General features: G+C 59.1%; 20 protein-coding genes. 6 read left to right on the top strand and 14 right to left on the bottom strand.

Going from position 1 to position 16,251, the window contains the following annotated elements; genetic code table 11:
- Positions 1-172 precede the first annotated feature (172 nt).
- Positions 173-1,063 carry a LysR family transcriptional regulator gene (locus RBH10_RS21390; protein WP_281037980.1) on the top strand — a complete coding sequence of 297 codons (891 nt, stop codon included), beginning with the start codon at positions 173-175 and terminating at the stop codon, positions 1,061-1,063.
- Here RBH10_RS21390 and RBH10_RS21385 read toward each other — a convergent pair whose 3' ends face one another.
- From RBH10_RS21385 to RBH10_RS21370, 4 genes are all read right to left on the bottom strand, one after another.
- A complete protein-coding gene (locus RBH10_RS21385) occupies positions 1,064-1,507 on the bottom strand; it encodes a GNAT family N-acetyltransferase (protein WP_281037981.1) in 444 nt (147 codons plus the stop codon). It lies immediately after the preceding gene.
- A 1-nt stretch (position 1,508) separates the two neighbouring features.
- Positions 1,509-2,459: an aldo/keto reductase gene (locus RBH10_RS21380; RefSeq protein WP_281037982.1), complete on the bottom strand. Its 951-nt coding sequence runs from the start codon at positions 2,457-2,459 to the stop codon at positions 1,509-1,511.
- 110 nt (positions 2,460-2,569) lie between these two features.
- Positions 2,570-3,553: a GlxA family transcriptional regulator gene (locus tag RBH10_RS21375; protein ID WP_281038145.1), complete on the bottom strand. Its 984-nt coding sequence runs from the start codon at positions 3,551-3,553 to the stop codon at positions 2,570-2,572.
- The gene (locus tag RBH10_RS21370; RefSeq protein ID WP_281037983.1) at positions 3,553-4,113 is read right to left on the bottom strand and encodes a cysteine hydrolase family protein; all 561 of its coding nucleotides are present in this window, start codon (positions 4,111-4,113) and stop codon (positions 3,553-3,555) included. Before RBH10_RS21370 ends, RBH10_RS21375 begins: the two co-directional genes overlap by 1 nt.
- Before the next feature lie 180 nt (positions 4,114-4,293).
- On the opposite strand from RBH10_RS21370, the gene RBH10_RS21365 reads away from it, so the two are divergent.
- A complete protein-coding gene (locus RBH10_RS21365; protein ID WP_306180821.1) occupies positions 4,294-5,283 on the top strand; it encodes a Gfo/Idh/MocA family protein in 990 nt (329 codons plus the stop codon).
- Here the strand turns inward: RBH10_RS21365 and RBH10_RS21360 are convergent.
- Both RBH10_RS21360 and RBH10_RS21355 read right to left on the bottom strand, forming a co-directional pair.
- Positions 5,280-5,651 (bottom strand): hypothetical protein, encoded by a 372-nt coding sequence (locus RBH10_RS21360; protein WP_281037984.1) that lies wholly within the window; start codon positions 5,649-5,651, stop codon positions 5,280-5,282. The two genes, RBH10_RS21365 and RBH10_RS21360, sit on opposite strands and share 4 nt — an antisense overlap.
- Before the next feature lie 11 nt (positions 5,652-5,662).
- Positions 5,663-5,905: a hypothetical protein gene (locus tag RBH10_RS21355; RefSeq protein ID WP_060727088.1), complete on the bottom strand. Its 243-nt coding sequence runs from the start codon at positions 5,903-5,905 to the stop codon at positions 5,663-5,665.
- 189 nt (positions 5,906-6,094) lie between these two features.
- Here RBH10_RS21355 and xseA point away from each other — a divergent pair, with 189 nt between their 5' ends.
- A complete protein-coding gene (xseA, locus tag RBH10_RS21350) occupies positions 6,095-7,693 on the top strand; it encodes an exodeoxyribonuclease VII large subunit (RefSeq protein ID WP_281037985.1) in 1,599 nt (532 codons plus the stop codon).
- On the opposite strand, the gene RBH10_RS21345 is transcribed toward xseA, so the two are convergent.
- From RBH10_RS21345 to RBH10_RS21335, 3 genes are all read right to left on the bottom strand, one after another.
- The gene (locus RBH10_RS21345; RefSeq protein WP_281037986.1) at positions 7,694-8,896 is read right to left on the bottom strand and encodes a mandelate racemase/muconate lactonizing enzyme family protein; all 1,203 of its coding nucleotides are present in this window, start codon (positions 8,894-8,896) and stop codon (positions 7,694-7,696) included.
- 54 nt (positions 8,897-8,950) lie between these two features.
- A complete protein-coding gene (locus RBH10_RS21340; RefSeq protein ID WP_045015302.1) occupies positions 8,951-9,658 on the bottom strand; it encodes a FadR/GntR family transcriptional regulator in 708 nt (235 codons plus the stop codon).
- Positions 9,659-9,770: 112 nt separating this feature from the next.
- Complete coding sequence (locus tag RBH10_RS21335) at positions 9,771-10,271, bottom strand: MarR family winged helix-turn-helix transcriptional regulator (RefSeq protein WP_281037987.1); 501 nt, start codon at positions 10,269-10,271, stop codon at positions 9,771-9,773.
- A gap of 81 nt (positions 10,272-10,352) precedes the next feature.
- On the opposite strand from RBH10_RS21335, the gene RBH10_RS21330 reads away from it, so the two are divergent.
- Positions 10,353-11,219, top strand: a complete 867-nt coding sequence (locus tag RBH10_RS21330; RefSeq protein WP_281037988.1) for an EamA family transporter — start codon at positions 10,353-10,355, stop codon at positions 11,217-11,219.
- Between the two features lie 6 nt (positions 11,220-11,225).
- Here RBH10_RS21330 and RBH10_RS21325 read toward each other — a convergent pair whose 3' ends face one another.
- From RBH10_RS21325 to RBH10_RS21315, 3 genes are all read right to left on the bottom strand, one after another.
- Positions 11,226-12,464, bottom strand: a complete 1,239-nt coding sequence (locus RBH10_RS21325; RefSeq protein WP_281037989.1) for an aminopeptidase — start codon at positions 12,462-12,464, stop codon at positions 11,226-11,228.
- An 87-nt stretch (positions 12,465-12,551) separates the two neighbouring features.
- Positions 12,552-13,028 carry a Cys-tRNA(Pro) deacylase gene (gene ybaK, locus RBH10_RS21320; protein WP_281037990.1) on the bottom strand — a complete coding sequence of 159 codons (477 nt, stop codon included), beginning with the start codon at positions 13,026-13,028 and terminating at the stop codon, positions 12,552-12,554.
- A 12-nt stretch (positions 13,029-13,040) separates the two neighbouring features.
- Positions 13,041-13,388, bottom strand: a complete 348-nt coding sequence (locus RBH10_RS21315; protein WP_281037991.1) for an ArsC family reductase — start codon at positions 13,386-13,388, stop codon at positions 13,041-13,043.
- Positions 13,389-13,620: 232 nt separating this feature from the next.
- On the opposite strand from RBH10_RS21315, the gene RBH10_RS21310 reads away from it, so the two are divergent.
- On the top strand, positions 13,621-13,788 hold the full coding sequence (locus RBH10_RS21310) for a hypothetical protein (protein WP_281037992.1): 168 nt from the start codon (positions 13,621-13,623) through the stop codon (positions 13,786-13,788).
- Between the two features lie 136 nt (positions 13,789-13,924).
- Here the strand turns inward: RBH10_RS21310 and RBH10_RS21305 are convergent, their stop codons facing one another.
- Complete coding sequence (locus tag RBH10_RS21305; protein ID WP_281037993.1) at positions 13,925-14,593, bottom strand: 2'-5' RNA ligase family protein; 669 nt, start codon at positions 14,591-14,593, stop codon at positions 13,925-13,927.
- 118 nt (positions 14,594-14,711) lie between these two features.
- Positions 14,712-15,413: an isoprenylcysteine carboxylmethyltransferase family protein gene (locus RBH10_RS21300; RefSeq protein WP_281037994.1), complete on the bottom strand. Its 702-nt coding sequence runs from the start codon at positions 15,411-15,413 to the stop codon at positions 14,712-14,714.
- Between the two features lie 243 nt (positions 15,414-15,656).
- On the opposite strand from RBH10_RS21300, the gene RBH10_RS21295 reads away from it, so the two are divergent.
- Positions 15,657-16,235 (top strand): TetR/AcrR family transcriptional regulator, encoded by a 579-nt coding sequence (locus RBH10_RS21295; protein ID WP_281037995.1) that lies wholly within the window; start codon positions 15,657-15,659, stop codon positions 16,233-16,235.
- Positions 16,236-16,251: the final 16 nt, after the last annotated feature.

Raw genomic sequence — 16,251 nt, 5'->3', positions numbered from 1 at the left:
TACCTGTCCTTTTACTGGAGCATGTCTCCCGAAAGTGTTCAGCGGTTTTGGGACAAAGACATGCGTCAAAGAAGCTTAAATGCCCCGAGGCGGGCATGGGCAAAACATAGCGCCACAAGGCGGCGAAAATAATCGCTGCAAAGCCGTGTGGGTTGTTCTATCATTTAGAACAATGAACCGTGTGCAACTCTCCCAACTGGCTGTCCTCGCCGCCGTCGCCGAAGGCCGCAGCTTTCGCAAGGCCGCCGCCGAGCTCGCCATTGCGCCCTCTGCCGTCAGCCATGCGGTGTCGTCGCTGGAGGCAAGCCTTGGCCTGCGCCTGCTTCATCGCACCACCCGCAGTGTTTCGCCGACGGAGGAGGGCAAGCGGCTGCTCGAAACGCTGGGGCCGGCTCTTGCCGATATCGATACGGTTATCCAGATGCTTGCCGAGCATGGCGGAAGGCCGGCGGGTCCGTTGCGCATCACCTTGCCCCGGCTTGCGGCCGAGGATCTTATAGTGGCCCGGCTTGGCGATTTCCTCCGGCTTTATCCCGATATCTCGCTGGAGATTTCGACCGATGATCGTTTCGAGGATATCGTCGCGAAAGGTTTCGATGCGGGTTTGCGACTCGGCGAGCATCTCGAAGCGGATATGATTGCGGTGAAAGCGAGTGGCCCATGGCGCGGCGCGATTGTCGGTTCGCCGTCTTATTTCGCAGAAAATCCGCCGCCCCGCGAACCGAGAGATTTGATGCGGCACCGCTGCATCCTCCGTCGCTTCTCCAGCGGTCTTCTCTACCGCTGGGAACTGGAGAAGAACGGCAAGCCGCTGGTGGTCGATGTGCAGGGACCGCTCATCCTGTCGGACCAGAGCCTCATCCGCCGGGCAGCGCTCGACGGGGCAGGCCTTGCCTTCGTTTTCGAGCAGCGCATCGAGGACGATATCAGTGAAGGCAGATTGGTCCGTGTGCTGGAGGACTGGTGCGCGCCCTTTGACGGTTTTTACATTTATTATCCCTCGCGCCGGCAGATGAGACCGGCGCTGAGGGCTTTCGTGGATTTCTTCCGTTTCAGGGGTTGATCAGAACTTGATGCGATAGCGGATATGGCCGTCGCTCTTCACGTAGCTGTCGTAGAGTTTCTGGGCGCGGTGGTTGTGCTCGTCCGTGTTCCAGTAGAGCCGCGACCAGCCTTTGTCGGCGCAGATGGCGATGAGGTCGTCCATCAAAGCGCGGCCGGTCCCCTTGCCGCGGATCGCGCCATCCACGTACAGGTCCTCAAGATAGCAGTCGGGCGTCTTCACCCAGGTGGAATCATGGAAGTGATGGATGGCGAAACCAGCCATCTTGTCGCCGAGAAGAGCCACACGCATGGAAACGCGTGACGCCGGATCGAGGATACGCGCCCATGTATGGGCCGTCACGTCGTCGGCAAGCTGAACATCGTAGAAGGCGAGATAGTCGTTCCACAGGCGCAGCCATTCCGCATGGTCACCCGGTTGCGCATCGCGAATTGTCAGTTCCATGTCACGCACCCGCCCTGTCGAGAAGGGCCATCATCTCGTCCGTCAGCTTCAGATTGACGGCGCGCTTGAAGCTTTCGAGCTGCGACAGGCTGGTGGCGCTGGCGATCGGCGCTGTCACGGCGTTCTTCCGCAGCAGCCACGCCAGTGCGATATCGGCAAGTTTGGCTCCGGTTTCCGCCGCAACCGCATCCATGGCACCCAAAACGGCAAGGCCGCGTGTGTTGAGATAGTCGCCTACCCGGTAGCTGCGGGCAACACCTTCCGTATCCGCCTTGGCGCGATATTTCCCGGTGAGGAAACCGGCCGCGAGGCTGTAATAATTGATCACTCCGATGTCTTTCTTCGTGCAGAGATCGGCAAGCGGACCTTCGAAATCCGCGCGGTTGTAAAGATTATATTCCGGCTGCAGCACGTCGTAGCGTGGAAGATTGTTTTTCGCGGCCGTGTCCAGCGCGTCCTGAAGCTGGTTTGCGGAATAGTTGGAGCAGCCTATGGCGCGGATTTTTCCCTGTTCCTTCAGCTTGGCGAAGGCGGCAAGCGATTCCTCCAGCGGCACGCCCGCGTCGGGCTTATGGGCGAGGTAAAGGTCGATATAGTCTGTTTGCAGCCGCTTCAGCGAAGCTTCGACAGCTTCTGCGATCCATTTGGCGCTGAGGCCCGTCTTCTGACCGCGATTGTCGAAACCGACCTTGGTGACGATCACCGCATCTTCGCGCTTCACGCTCGATTGTTTCAGCCATTTGCCGATGATCGTCTCGGACTCGCCGCCCTCATGCCCGTCCACCCATGCGGAATAAACGTCCGCCGTATCGATGGCGTTGAACCCATAGTCGAAAAATGCATCGAGCAGGGCAAAGGAAGTCTTCTCGTCCGCCGTCCAGCCGAACACGTTGCCGCCGAAGACGATCGGGGCGATGGAGAGGCCGGTGCGGCCAAGGCTTCGTTTTTCCACGGGGAATGCTCCTGTTGCTGACTTGGCGGCAAGGTTAGCAACTGCTTGCCGGCATAACCATTCAATTCCTTTGATGGCATTCATCACGCAAGGGGCAAAGCCAGCGATGATCAGGCCTGAAAGCCGCGATAATGGCTGGGCGGGAGGCGATTGTGCTGCTGCCACACGCGTCGCAAATGCCGGGCGGAGGCGAAGCCCGCCCGCTCAGCGATAGCTTCCATATCCAGGCGGCTGTTTGCAAGAATGTCGCGGGCGAGATTGACCCGCATCAGGTTCACGTAATCGATGACGCTGATGCCGGTGTGCTCGCGAAACAGGCGGGACAGATGCCGTTCGCTAAGTGCGGCGATATCCGCCAGCCGTTCCAGCGACCAATCCCGTGCTGGTTCAGCCATCACCCGGTCCTGAACCCGGTGAATGGCGGGATGGATGTGGTTGCGGCCGGTAAGCCAGGGGGAGATTTGCGGATCGTTGCCGCTGCGCCTGAGATAAACGACCATGGTTTTGGCAATGCGCGCCGCAACTGCCGGAGATGTCAGCCGGGAAACGACATGCAGCATGAGGTCGATGCCGGTCGAAATACCGGCACTTGAAAAGCGGTTGCCATCCTCGACGAAAAGGCGGTTTTCGGCCACCTGCGACAGCGGCGCGATGCGGCGCAGCGCTTCGATGCAATCGGCATGCGTCGTGCAGTGCCGCCCGTCGAAAAGCCCGGCCTCACCTGCCAGCAGTGCGCCGGAGCAAATGGAAACGACCGTGGTGTCCGCACGCACCGCACGGTGTAACCATGCCGCCAGTACCCGTCGTTCCCGCTGCGTCTCCTGCTCGTTGTCGAAGCGCGTCGTGCTGCCGGAAATCAGCAGGAAAGCATTTTCCGGCAGGGTTGCGGGCAAGGCCTCCAGCCCGCAAAGCCCAAGGCCAATGGAGGATTGCTGTTGGTCATGCGCGGCGATGTAGCGGCAATCGAAATGGATGTCCCGCTGTTCCCCGTTGGCATAGCGGATTACCTCCAGCGGTCCGGCAATGTCGAGCAACAGCGCGTGCGGCGGCACAAGCGTATAAAAAGGAATGATGCGCGTGCCGCCTTTGTCCATCATGCGACCTTTCTGACGGTTTCGAGAACATCGCCAACCGTGGTGATACGCGCGAAGCGACCGGCCAGCACCAATTCGGTCCGTGTACGAATATCGTCCGGGCTGAACACGGTGCCGGAGGCATGTGTCATCGGAAAGGTAAGCGTTGCTTCGGTGACGTAATCGACACTGTAACCGAGGTCCGAGGCGTGTCGGGTCGTCGTTTCGCAGCATTGTTCGGTGCGGATGCCGGAAACGATCAGCCGGTTGATGCCGTTTTGCGTCAGCCAGATATCAAGACCTGTGCCGGCGAAAGCCGAGTGGCGATTCTTGTGGAAGGTGACATCAGGGGTGATCCGCAGACCTTCCAGCGGACGGATATAGCCGCTGTCTTTTGCAAATGCCCGGTCACCATCGACATGGAAGATTTGCACAACGGGAATTCCGGCAGCCTTGGCGCCATCGATCAGCGCCTGCTGCTTCTCCAGATAGTCGGCAAGTCCGCTTTCCTCGAAATAGGGAGCATGCCGGAAGGATTCCTGAACGTCGATGACAAGGAGGGCTGTGTGGGAAGAGGACATTTCATGTTTCTCCGTTGGGTTCATGCATAGCATAATCCACCTTCGAAAGGACGGAGAAAAGCAGGTAAACCGACAAAGGAAGGACGAATCCAGCCATCGTGTTTGCTGTCGTCTCTCGCGTGGCTTGCCAGGCGTCGCGACAATGGTAAGTTCCCGGGAAATGCAGAGTGGGAGAATGAAATGCTGCGCTTCGGAATAATTTCAACGGCGAAAATCGCTCAGGATCACGTCATTCCGGCGATACAGGACGCGAAAAACTGTGTGGTCAGCGCCATCGCCAGTCGGGATCATACCAAAGCCCGCATGGTTGCAGACCGTTTTTCCGTCCCCCATGCCTTCGGTTCCTACGAGGAGATGCTGGCATCGGATGTGATCGACGCCGTCTATATTCCGCTTCCCACCTCGCAACATGTGGAATGGACCATAAAAGCCGCCAATGCCGGCAAACATGTTCTCTGCGAAAAGCCAATTGCGCTCAAGGCTGAGGAGATCGACGCCATCATCGCGGCGCGTGACAGCAACGGTGTTGTCGTGTCGGAAGCCTTCATGGTCACCTATTCTCCGGTCTGGGCCAAGGTGAAGGAGTTGCTGGCATCAGGCGCCATTGGCACGCTGAAGCACGTGCAGGGCGCTTTCAGCTATTTCAACCGTGATCCTGGCAATATGCGCAATATTCCCGAGCTGGGGGGCGGGGCCTTGCCGGATATCGGCGTATATCCGACGATTGTCACCCGTTTCGCTACCGGTGCCGAGCCGAAACGCGTACAGGCGAGTGTGGAGCGCGACAAGGAATTCGGCACCGATATCTATTCCAGCGTGAGAGCCGATTTCGGCGATTTCGAACTGAGCTTTTATCTATCGACGCAACTTGCCGCTCGCCAGCTGATGGTTTTCCACGGCACGGACGGTTACATTGAGGTCAAATCTCCCTTCAACGCCAATCGCTGGGGTGCGGAAGAGATCGAGTTGACCAATCAGGCCCACAACCAGTCGCAGATATTCCGGTTTCAGGACAGCCGCCAATACAAGCTGGAGGCGGAAGCTTTTGCCCGCGCAGCGAAGGGTGAGGGCGAAGGCGAAGTCGTCACTCTGGAAAGCTCGAGGAAGAACCAGCTATTCATCGACGCCATCTACCGGGCGGCCGAAAAATACGGCTGGGAGACGGTTTAATCCCGGTCCGTCTGCTGTTTTTGCAGTCGCCTGTAACCGTAAAGCGCCAGCACCAGTGCTGCGAGCGCCGAAAAGGCAAGCGGAACAAGCGGCTGCACCAGTGGATTGCGCCATTGCAGCAGGACAAACAGCCCGACGCTGACGATGCGGGAGATAAGCGTGACGGCGTTCATCAGAAAGCCGCTCACCTTACCGGATGCATCGCACTTCGATCGGTTCATCTGCCAGCTTGCCGCGAGCCCTGCCAAAGCTCCCGGCAGACGGGCCGCCAGGGGGTCGATGCCGATATAAAAAATCAGCAAACAGGCGACGGCAAGGTCAACGGTCAGTCCGTAAATCTCGGTCAGGGCAAAGTGGGGAAGCCGCAAGGCCGCGAGCTTTAAAGCGTCGGCTGCGTGGAGCGCGGGCGTTGCAGCACGAGAAGGCTGATGACGACACCCACGACGCCGAAATTGTAACCGGCAAGTGCCAGCAGAAGTGACATTAGGGGCACGGCCGTGGAAGAAAGCGCCATTGCGACACCATAGGCGCCGATAATCATCATGCAGATGAAAACGATGCTGAAAACCGAACGCAACGCGACTGCGGTTACGCCCAATACTGTGGCGGTAAGAAAAATCATGATGCCGCCTCCTCTTTGGTTGCCGGGCTTAGGACAAGACGTAACGCCTCGTTCCCTAACGAACCCTTGTTTTCTCCTCCGTTCCCTATTTTCCTAACTCGTTAGTTGAGGATATGGTTTCATCGCCGTTAAAATAGGGCGAGGCGGTCCCGGCATTTCCGAATCGACGGGTTTTGGTTACAAACAGCCATGAGCGATATCTTCTCCAATGCCGCATTGACCAATCTTGCCGAGTTCTCGGTGTCCGAACTGTCGGGTTCCATCAAACGAACGGTGGAGACGGCTTTCGATCAGGTGCGGGTGCGTGGCGAGATTTCCGGCTATCGCGGCCCGCATTCTTCGGGCCACGCCTATTTTTCGCTGAAGGACGATCGCGCCCGCATCGATGCGGTGATCTGGAAGGGCACTTTCTCGCGGCTGAAGTTCCGTCCTGAAGAGGGCATGGAAGTCATTGCCACCGGCAAGGTCACCACATTCCCCGGCTCGTCCAAATATCAGATCGTCATCGAAAGTCTCGAGCCGGCCGGTGCCGGGGCGCTGATGGCGTTGCTCGAGGATCGTCGCAGGCGTCTGGCAGCTGAAGGGTTGTTCGACCCGGCCCGCAAGCGCCGCCTGCCGTTCATGCCGCGTGTCATCGGCGTCGTCACCTCGCCCACGGGCGCAGTTATCCGCGATATTCTTCACCGCATTTCGGATCGTTTTCCGGTCCATGTCGTCGTCTGGCCGGTCAAGGTGCAGGGTGAGGGCTCGGGCGAGGAGGTGGCGAACGCCATTCGTGGCTTCAACGCGCTTCAGCCCGGTGGTGAAATTGCGCGCCCCGACGTGCTGATCGTCGCCCGTGGCGGCGGCAGTCTTGAAGATTTGTGGAGCTTCAACGACGAAATCGTCGTGCGTGCCGCAGCCGAGAGCGAAATCCCGCTGATTTCCGCCGTTGGGCATGAAACCGATACCACATTGATCGATTATGCCGCCGATGTGCGTGCGCCAACGCCGACGGGGGCCGCCGAAATGGCCGTGCCGGTGCGTGCCGAGCTGGAAGCGCAGCTTTCCGGCCTTGCTGCCCGTCTTTCCGGTTCGGTCTCACGACAGATGGACAATCGCCGTCAGGGTGTGCGGGCGCTCGTGCGCGCTCTGCCGTCGCTTGACCAGCTTCTTGCTCTACCACGTCGCCGTTTCGATGAGGCCGCAAGCGGTCTGGGCCGTGGGCTTGAAATGACCACACTGAACAAGCGCCGCGCCTTCGAACGCTCCGCTTCGGGCCTGAGGCCTGAAACCTTGCTGAATGGTCTCAAGCACCACAGGCAGCGGATCACCGAGCGTATGCACCGCGCCGAGACTTTGGTGGAGCGCCGCCTGTTGCAGGGTAAAGGCCGCGTCGATGCCTTCGATTCCTCGCTGCGTTCGCTTCCCGCCCGCCTGCTCGGCCAGCTGGAGCGGCAGAAGGAACGGGTCGTCACCGCAGCACGCCGGGCCGATACCGCAGTATTGCACCGCATGGCGCAGAACCGCTCGGGCGTTGCTGCCCATGATCGCATCCTGCAATCGCTCTCCTACAAGAATGTGCTCAATCGCGGCTATGCCGTGATCCGCGACGAGGAAAACCGGCCGTTGACCCGCGCCGCCGCCATTGCTTCCGGCGCTGTCGTGTCGATGGAGTTTGCCGATGGCCGCGTTTCCGCCATCACGACGGGAGAGGGGACGCCGTCCCCGGATGCCGCCACCGCGCCAAAAAAGAAGCCGGCAAAACCGGCTTCTTCTGGCCCGACTGATCAGGGCAACCTGTTTTGATCAGATCGACGCCGCGTCCGAAAAACGGCGGCTAACGGTGAAGGTCTTTTCGATATCGGGGTGCAGCTCCATGCCAAGGCCGGCACCCGGCGGTACGGTGATCATGCCATTTTTCACTTCCGGCAATGCCGTGACGAGATCGCGGTACCAGGTCTTGTAGAAGGCGCGCACGCTTTCCTGCACCAGCGCATTTGGTGCGTTGAGCGACAGATGGGTGGAGGCGCAGAGCACCACCGGGCCGGTGCAATCGTGCGGCGCGACGGGCAGGTGCCAGGCTTCCGCCATGGAGGCGATCTTGCGCGCCTCGGAAAGTCCGCCGCACCAGCTGATGTCAAGCATCACCACGCCGGCGGCACCCGTTTCCAGAAGATCGCGGAAGGCCCAGCGGGAGCCGAGCGTCTCCGATGCGGAAATCGGCGCTGGCGAAACGGCGGCATAACGCGTCAGGCTGGAAAGGCTGTCCATCTTGATCGGGTCTTCGTGCCAGAAGGTCTGGTAGGGTGTGAGCGCCTTTGCGATCTGCATGGCGGGCAGAAGCTGCCACATGGAGTGAAACTCCACCATGATATCCATCTTGTCGCCCACGGCCTTGCGGATTTTTTCGAAAGGCTCGAGCGCGCTTTTCAGGTCCGGCATCGAGATATATTGTCCGCGCGTCTTTTCCGCCGCCGCATCGAAAGGCCAGATCTTCATGGCCGTGATGCCGTCTTCCAGAAGCGAATGGGCAAGCTCGTCGGCGCGATGCAGGAAGCCGTTCAGATCGTCATAATCTTGGCCGTCGGACAGGCCATAATTGGTCGTCTGCTGGCCCGTCGCCTTCTTGATGTATTCCGTGCCAGCGCAGGTATTGTAAGTGCGGATTTCCTTGCGACTGAAACCGCCGAGCAATTGGGCGATAGGCTGGTTGGTGGCCTTGCCGAAAATGTCCCATAGAGCGATATCGAAGGCCGAATTGCCGCGCACTTCCGCACCCGATGAACGGAAGCCGAGATAACCGACGAGGTCCTGCGCCAGAAGGTCGATCTGCAGAGGATCGCGGCCGATCACGCGGGGTGCGATATATTCGTGCACATAGGTTTCCACCGTCTCCGCACCGAAAAATGTTTCGCCAAGCCCGGTAATGCCCTCATCGGTGTGAACCAGAACCCAGAGCAGGTTTGCCCGTTCCGCCACGCGGACGGTCTCGAGTTTCGTAATTTTCATGAAGTGTCTCCTCCAGAGGCAGGCAGTTTTCCGTCTGGAACTGCGTTTGAAAAATCAGGCGATGCCGGCGGCCAGAAGCGCATGCACGCTTTCATCGAAGTGCCGCGCCATCAGCGTTGAGGCCGTTTGCGGATCGCCTGCGGCAATGGCCTGTCCGATGGCGATATGAAGTTCAGTTGCGGCATGGCGCTGCGCGTCGGATGTGCGGCTCTTCCAGCCGATCGGCCATGTCTGGCGCGTTACGTTCTGAAAGGCGCCGAGAATGAGTTCGAAAACCGGATTCTTGGAGGCTCTGGCAACGGCGAGGTGAAAGGCAAGGTCGTGTTCCATGACCTTGTCATTATCGCCGAAGTCCCGTTCCATATTGTTGGCATGGTCGAGAATGGCGAGCGCCTCAGCATCTGTTCGCCGCAGTGCCGCCAGCGTCACGGTTCTGACTTCGATGGTGCGGCGCACGTCGTAAATCTGCTGGATGTTGATCTGCTCGGTGTGAATGCCATGTTCGAACATCAGCGACATCGCGCCATAATCCAGCGTCGCCACCGTGGCGCGCTTGCCGGCGCTGACATCGATCAGGCGCATGGCCGACAAGGACCGGAAGGCCTCGCGAACGACGGTGCGGGAAACGCCGAGCTGCTGCGAGAGCGAAAGTTCGCTGGGCAGCTTTGCGCCGGGGGCAAGTTCGTTTTCCCGGATGTGGCGGGTGATCGCGCCGATCGTGCTGCTGACGAGACCGGTTTCATGCGAGATGGGGCTATACATTTTTTCCTCCAACCTGTACGACAGGTTTATGGAAAATTGCTTACAGGATTTTTCTCACGGAAACAAGCGTCATTGCAGGCGCGATCGCGGGTTCCTGTCCGCGCCGCAAAGCCTATTCTTCAAAGTCCCGCAAAAATCGCTTCAGAAGCCGGTTCAGGGTTGTTCGTTCTTCTTCGCTGAGAGGGGCGACCAGTCGCTGTTGGTTCTCGACATGGGCGCTGACGGCATCCTCGACAATGGCAAATCCCCGCTCCGTCAATGATATCAGTACGCTACGACGGTCCTGCGGATTGTGGATACGCTCCACCAGTCCGGCTTTTTCCAGTTGGTCGATCCGGTTGGTCATGGTGCCGGAACTGACCATTGTCATGGCCAGCAGGTCGCCGGGCGAAAGCCGGTAGGGCGAGCCCGCGCGCCGCAATGTCGCCAGCACATCGAAAGCGGAGGAGGAAAGGCCGTGTTTCAACAGTACTGCCTCCACCTCGCGGGCAAGGTGCGTGGTGAGCCGGTTCAAGCGCCCGAGCAGCCCCATGGGTCCGACATCGAGATCGGGCCGCTCCCTGCGCCATTGCGCCAGAATTTGATCGACGTGGTCCAGTGGTTCTTTGCTCATCATCAAGGCATAACAATTGATATCTTGACGTCAAGATAAAATTGGCTAGACTGCATTTATCTTGATGTAGAGATTCTTGAAATGAAGAAAAATACCACCTATGCCGCCGACGTGCTGGTGACGGCACTTGCCCCCGCCATCTGGGGAACGACCTATTTCGTCACGACCGAATTCTTGCCGCAGGGATATCCGTTCCATGTCGCCATGCTGCGCGCATTGCCGGCCGGCGTGTTGCTGCTGCTTCTCGTCAGGAAACTACCGGAAGGCATCTGGTGGCCGCGCAGCTTTATTCTCGGTGCACTGAACTTCTCGTTTTTCTGGGCGATGCTTTTCGTTTCGGCCTACCGGCTTCCGGGCGGAGTCGCGGCCACGGTGGGTGCCATCCAGCCCTTGATCGTGATCGGCCTCTCACGGCTGTTTCTCACTGCACCGGTCCGGCCGCTGGCCATCGCCGCGGGTCTTCTGGGCATTGTCGGCGTCGCACTTCTGGTTCTGGCGCCGGGTGCTGCCGCGCTGGATGCTGTCGGCGTGGCTGCCGGTCTTGCCGGTGCCGTATCCATGGCCTTTGGAACCGTGCTCACCCGCAAATGGCGGCCGCCGGTATCGAACCTCACCTTCACCGCCTGGCAATTGACGGCCGGTGGCATTCTGCTCCTGCCGGTCGCATATTTCCTCGAACCGGCGCTGCCGTCGCCGACCACGGCCAATATACTCGGCATGGCCTATCTGGGGATTATCGGTGCCGCCTTGACCTATTTTCTGTGGTTCCGGGGTCTCGCCCGCATCGAACCCTCTGCTGCCGCGTCGCTCGGTTTTCTAAGTCCGGTCGTTGCGACCCTGCTCGGCTGGCTGGCGCTCGGCCAAAGCCTCACGCCAGCGCAGATCGTCGGGTTCGTTGCGGTACTCTTCAGCATCTGGCTCAGTCAGCGAAGCCAGTTACCGCGATAGGCCTTGTCAGGCCCATTCGCCCTTGCGCATCACCGGAACCGTGGAGCCATCCGGCTTCACGCCGTCAATATCCACCTTGTCGGAACCGATCATCCAGTCGATGTGGATCAGGCTGGAGTTGCCGCCCTGCGCCTTGATCTGCTCCTGCGACAGCGAAGCGCCGTCGAGGAAGCATTTCGAATAGCATTGGCCGAGCGCAATGTGGCAGGAGGCGTTTTCGTCGAAAAGCGTGTTGTAGAACAGGATGCCGCTTGCCGAAATCGGTGAGGAATGCGGCACCAGCGCCACTTCGCCAAGACGCCGCGCGCCCTCGTCGGTATCGAGCACCTTGTTCAGAACCGCTTCGCCCTTCGAAGCCTTGGCTTCGACGATGCGGCCTGCCTCGAACTTCACCTGGATATCGTCGATCAGCGTTCCCTGATGGGAAAGCGGCTTCGTGCTGGACACGTAACCATCAACGCGCAGCGCATGCGGCGTGGTGAACACTTCTTCCGTCGGGATGTTGGGGTTGCAGGTAACGCCATTCTTGGCGGTGGAGGCGCCGCCATGCCATTCGTGGCCATCCGCCAGACCGATCTTCACATCGGTGCCGGGACCGGTGAAATGCAGGGACGAGAAACGTTCACCGTTCAGCCATGCCGAGCGCTTGGCGAGATTGGCGTTATGCTCTGCCCATGCCGCAACCGGATCGGCCAGATCCACCCGCGAGGCGGCGAAGATGGCATCCGCGAGCTTACGGACGGCTTCGTCTTCCGACACACCGGGAAAGACCTGCCTGGCCCAGGACGGGTTGGGGTAGGAGATGATGTTCCAGTTGATGTCGAAATTGGAGATCTTCTCCAGCGCCGGCTTGTAGGCGGTGGAATTGGCCTTGTTGGCGCGCGCCACCTTGGCGGGGTCCTGTTCGGCCAGCAGCATGGGGTTGTCGCCGGCAATCGCTAACCGCGCCGCACCATTGGCATAGGCCTTCGCCATGCCTTCATAAAGCCAGCCGGAAGCCCGGTCGAAATTGGCGTCGCTGGCGTGGCGGTAGCGGGAAAGCGTGGTTTCCTCATCGGAATAGAAGGTGGTGACGAGTCCGCCGCCCGCCAGATAGGCGTGTTTGGTCAAGAGCCGAACCAGCGGCAGGGCGGCCAGCGGCGCGGTAATCACCAGATCCTGATCCTTCTGCAATTGCAGGCCGACCTTGACGGCGACTTCGGCAAGTTTCTCGAGTTTGACGGGATCTATGGGGGAAACGGTCATGATCTACCTTCGCATATTTCAATTGGAGGCGCCGACCATAGCCCATTCGCTTCGAAAGCCAAATGCTTTCAAGGCGGCGTTCAAGCGTCAATCGGCAACCAAAGGCGCGACGATCGCCTTCAGCGCCGCCTGCGCATCACCGGGGGCAAGTTTCACCTGCAAACCGCGCTGGCCGCCATTCATGAAGACATAAGGATGGGTCATGGCCCCAGCCTCGATGGCGGTCGGCACCTGTTTTTTCTGCCCGAAAGGGCTGATGCCACCGACGTGATAACCGGTCGCGCGCTCGGCATCGGCAGGTTTCATCATGCTGGCGGACTTTCCCCCGAAGGCGGCGGCGAGCTTCTTCATGCTCACCTCGCGGTCGGAGGGCACGACGACACATACCGGTTTGCGATCGAGTTCCGCCATCAGCGTTTTCAACACCAGATGCGGCGGTTCGCCGATCGCTTCTGCCGCCTGCAGGCCAATCCGGTCGGCATTCGGGTCATAGTCATAGGTGACGGTGGTGAAGGCCACGCCGGCCTTGGTCAGCATTTGTGTGGCACGGGTTGTTCTGGACATGGCAGGCTGCGCTCACGCAAACAGGGTCTGGTAGGCTTCCGGTTTGAAGCCGACGGTTATCTTACCCTTGGTCTCCAGCACGGGGCGCTTGATCATGGAGGGCTGCTCCAGCATCAGGCCAATGGCCTTCTCGCGGTTCAGGTCGGCCTTCTGGCTGTCATCCAGTTTTTTGAAGGTGGTGCCGGCCCGGTTGAGAACCGTTTCCCAGCCCGCGGCATCGCACCATGTTTCGAGGTGGGCCCGGTCGATGCCGACCGCCTTGTAGTCATGGAAAGAATAGTCGACGCCGTTGGCTTCGAGCCAGCTTCTGGCCTTTTTCATCGTGTCGCAGTTCTTGATGCCGTAAATGGTGACCGTCATGGTGTCCGCCTCTTTGTCTTGGTCCAACGGCATAACAAAATATCCGTCTTATTCAACCCGCTGCCGGAGGCGCCATGCGCCCTTTTTGACGTGCAAAGCATGAGCCATGCAAAGGCGTAATATCTGACATCCAAACGAGCGCGAGCTAAGCTGCATGGCTTCCCTGCTACATCATGAGTTGTAGAGAAGGCCCAAAAGACCCATTATCTGGCCATCAAATATGGAGAGAAAAATGCGTCAGGTTGCAAAGACATCGCGTGACTTCTTCGGTGAAACCTTCGCCGTTCTCGGTGCAGCACTTTCGGTTTCGGCCGCTGTTCGTGCGCATCGCAAGCCCGCCCGCGCTGACCTCGAAGCCCTCGGCATCGATGGCAAGGCTTTCGACAAGGTTCAGCTCTAATAGGGTGAGAGCAATTTCGAACCGGACTGCGGTGCGGTTGTGGTTTGGATTTGCATGAATAGCTGAAGCATTCCGGTTGCACGGACGTGCTTCATGCCCTCAGATATGAAGCGAGGCGGCATTGCCTCGCCAATGTTTATGCCGCTTCAGGTGCATATAAATCCAGTTGCGCCGCAGTTTGTGGGTAATCGTCCGCATCCGGCAGCAGCGCCCATCGCCCGAAAGATTCGTGGCGTGTTTCGCCGTAATGGCTGAAAATCAGTTCGAAATCACCCGCTAGCCAGCAATACGGGTTCCTGATCGGCATCAGATCGATCTTCCCGCATCCGTAGACTGTCGTGACATGTGGTGTCAGCGATTGCTGTGGGGCGCAGGGCAGGTTCCGTCGCCTCAACGTGCGCCGTATCATCGCAGCCAGACTGGAGATCGCTGGCAAACCTCCAACATTGTGTAGCGCAAGGCTGTTTCGATTGCCGAAAAGCGCGCTTCTGTCCAGCGTGACGGAGATTGGCCGGGCCTTCACATCCTCCATTGCTGTCTGCAGCCTGTTTATCAGGCCGTGCGGAATCGCCTGAAAACCGCCAATAGCCACAAGCGTTATATGCAACAGTTCGGCGGGATAGGCCTTACGTCGTGTTCGTCCGGTTGCATGATCGGCCGCATCGGTAAAAATCCTCTCGGCTATGGCCCATGGCGGCTTCATTGCAAAGAAAAGTTTGCTGCGAGAGCCGGTAGCAGCGCGCCGCGTTTTCGAGGGTTCAAATCCCTCAAGGATGAACTGTTCGGGTGCCTGTTCCGCCGTCAACTCATGACCCATGACGATGCTCCGTGGCTTTTGCCAAGGGCAAGACACTATCATTACACGGGAAAAAACCAAAGAACAAAAAGAGAACAAATGAGTGGAGTGTTGCTGGATGCCGGTATCACCAGATCCCGGGCAGCAGCCGATAGCGCCTTTCGCGTGCATAGTCGGCGTAACCGGGCAGCTCGGCCTGAAGCAGACGATCCTCCATGCTGGTGCGCAGGACCAGCACGGCGATTGCCAGAGCAGCCGGCAACAGCGCCACCCATGAAGCGAGCGCGAGCGGTATTCCGATGAACATGGCGATGGCGGCGGTATAACCGGGGTGGCGCACGAAACCATAAGGGCCTGATGTAATCACCCGTTGCCCGCGCTCGCTCTGGATACGGACACCCGGCTCGAAAAACGGATTGACGGTCTGAGCCCAAGCCGTAACGGCGATACCGCCGACAAGCAGGACATAACCGATCTGGACGACCCAGAGCGGCACGGCGGACCATCCCATCCGACCGGCATCAAGCGTCGCAAGCGGGATTTCAGCGGCAAAAGCCAAAAGGATGACGGTAACGAGTATCAGATCCCATCGCTTGGTGCCCGGCTGAAACCGGCTGCGGGCGCGGAAGATGACCGGGTTCACAAGCGCCAATACCAGCGCGGAAAGAGCGAACGCGGCGATGATGACCGCAACGAAGATCCAGCCCGGAAGCCAGTCGATCCGGCCCGCGGGCAGGAAGACCAGCGCAATGAGGCCGAGTAGCAGACTGATGGGGTACAGGATCACGGCAGTGCGTGACATTGGCTTTGGGTCAACATTGGAGGTCATCGACGGGCTCCTCTCAATGTCTTCGGCAGGCTGAATGCAATCTCACCTGTCGGATTCCCGACACCGATCCGAAGTGAAACCGGGTGGAGGCTCTGCGGAAGACCGCCGAAATACTGATGAAAAAGGGCAAAAAGTCAATCATGCGCGGAGCGCAGGGTCGTGGCGACCACGAGACCCTTGTCCATTGACTAGGCAAAATCGCCGTGAATTGACATTCTACCTACTAGTTGGTAGATAGATGTTATGAAAAATCCACAAACCACAGCTGACGACATTCTTCGCTGCGCGCGTTCCCTGATTATCAAGGGTGGCTATAACAGTTTCAGCTATGCCGATATTTCCAGTGTGGTCGGCATTCGCAATGCGAGCATTCACCACCATTTTCCGAGCAAATTAGATCTGGTCCGTAAACTGGTTGAGCAGTACCGGAAGGAGGCGGAAGCCGGGTTCGCCGAGCTGGAACGAAACATCTCCGATCCGCTTGAACAACTTCGCGCTTATGTCGGCTATTGGGAGGGGTGTATCGCTGACGCAACGCATCCCTTCTGCGTCTGCGCCCTGCTCGCCAGTGAGATTCCGGTTCTTCCCGAACCGGTCGTTCTTGAAGTGCGAACGCATTTTCGAACGCTTTCGGACTGGCTCACCGCCGTTCTGGAGCGTGGCGTCGCGCAAGGCCGCCTCGCGCTGACAGGGACCGCCAGGGCCAACGCTGAAATGTTCATGGCCACCGTACATGGCGCAATGCTTTCAGCGCGCGCCCACGGCGACGCTGCGACTTTCGGCGCAATAGCCCATCCGTTGCTGGAGCGCATTACCGCTTAAAAACCGGAACTTCGTC

The organism is Rhizobium sp. AN73 (genome assembly GCF_030757975.1).
GTDB classification, from domain to species: domain Bacteria; phylum Pseudomonadota; class Alphaproteobacteria; order Rhizobiales; family Rhizobiaceae; genus Agrobacterium; species Agrobacterium arsenijevicii.
The sequence above is the reverse complement of the archived record's forward strand: the minus strand, read 5'-3'. Positions and strand labels throughout refer to the sequence as shown.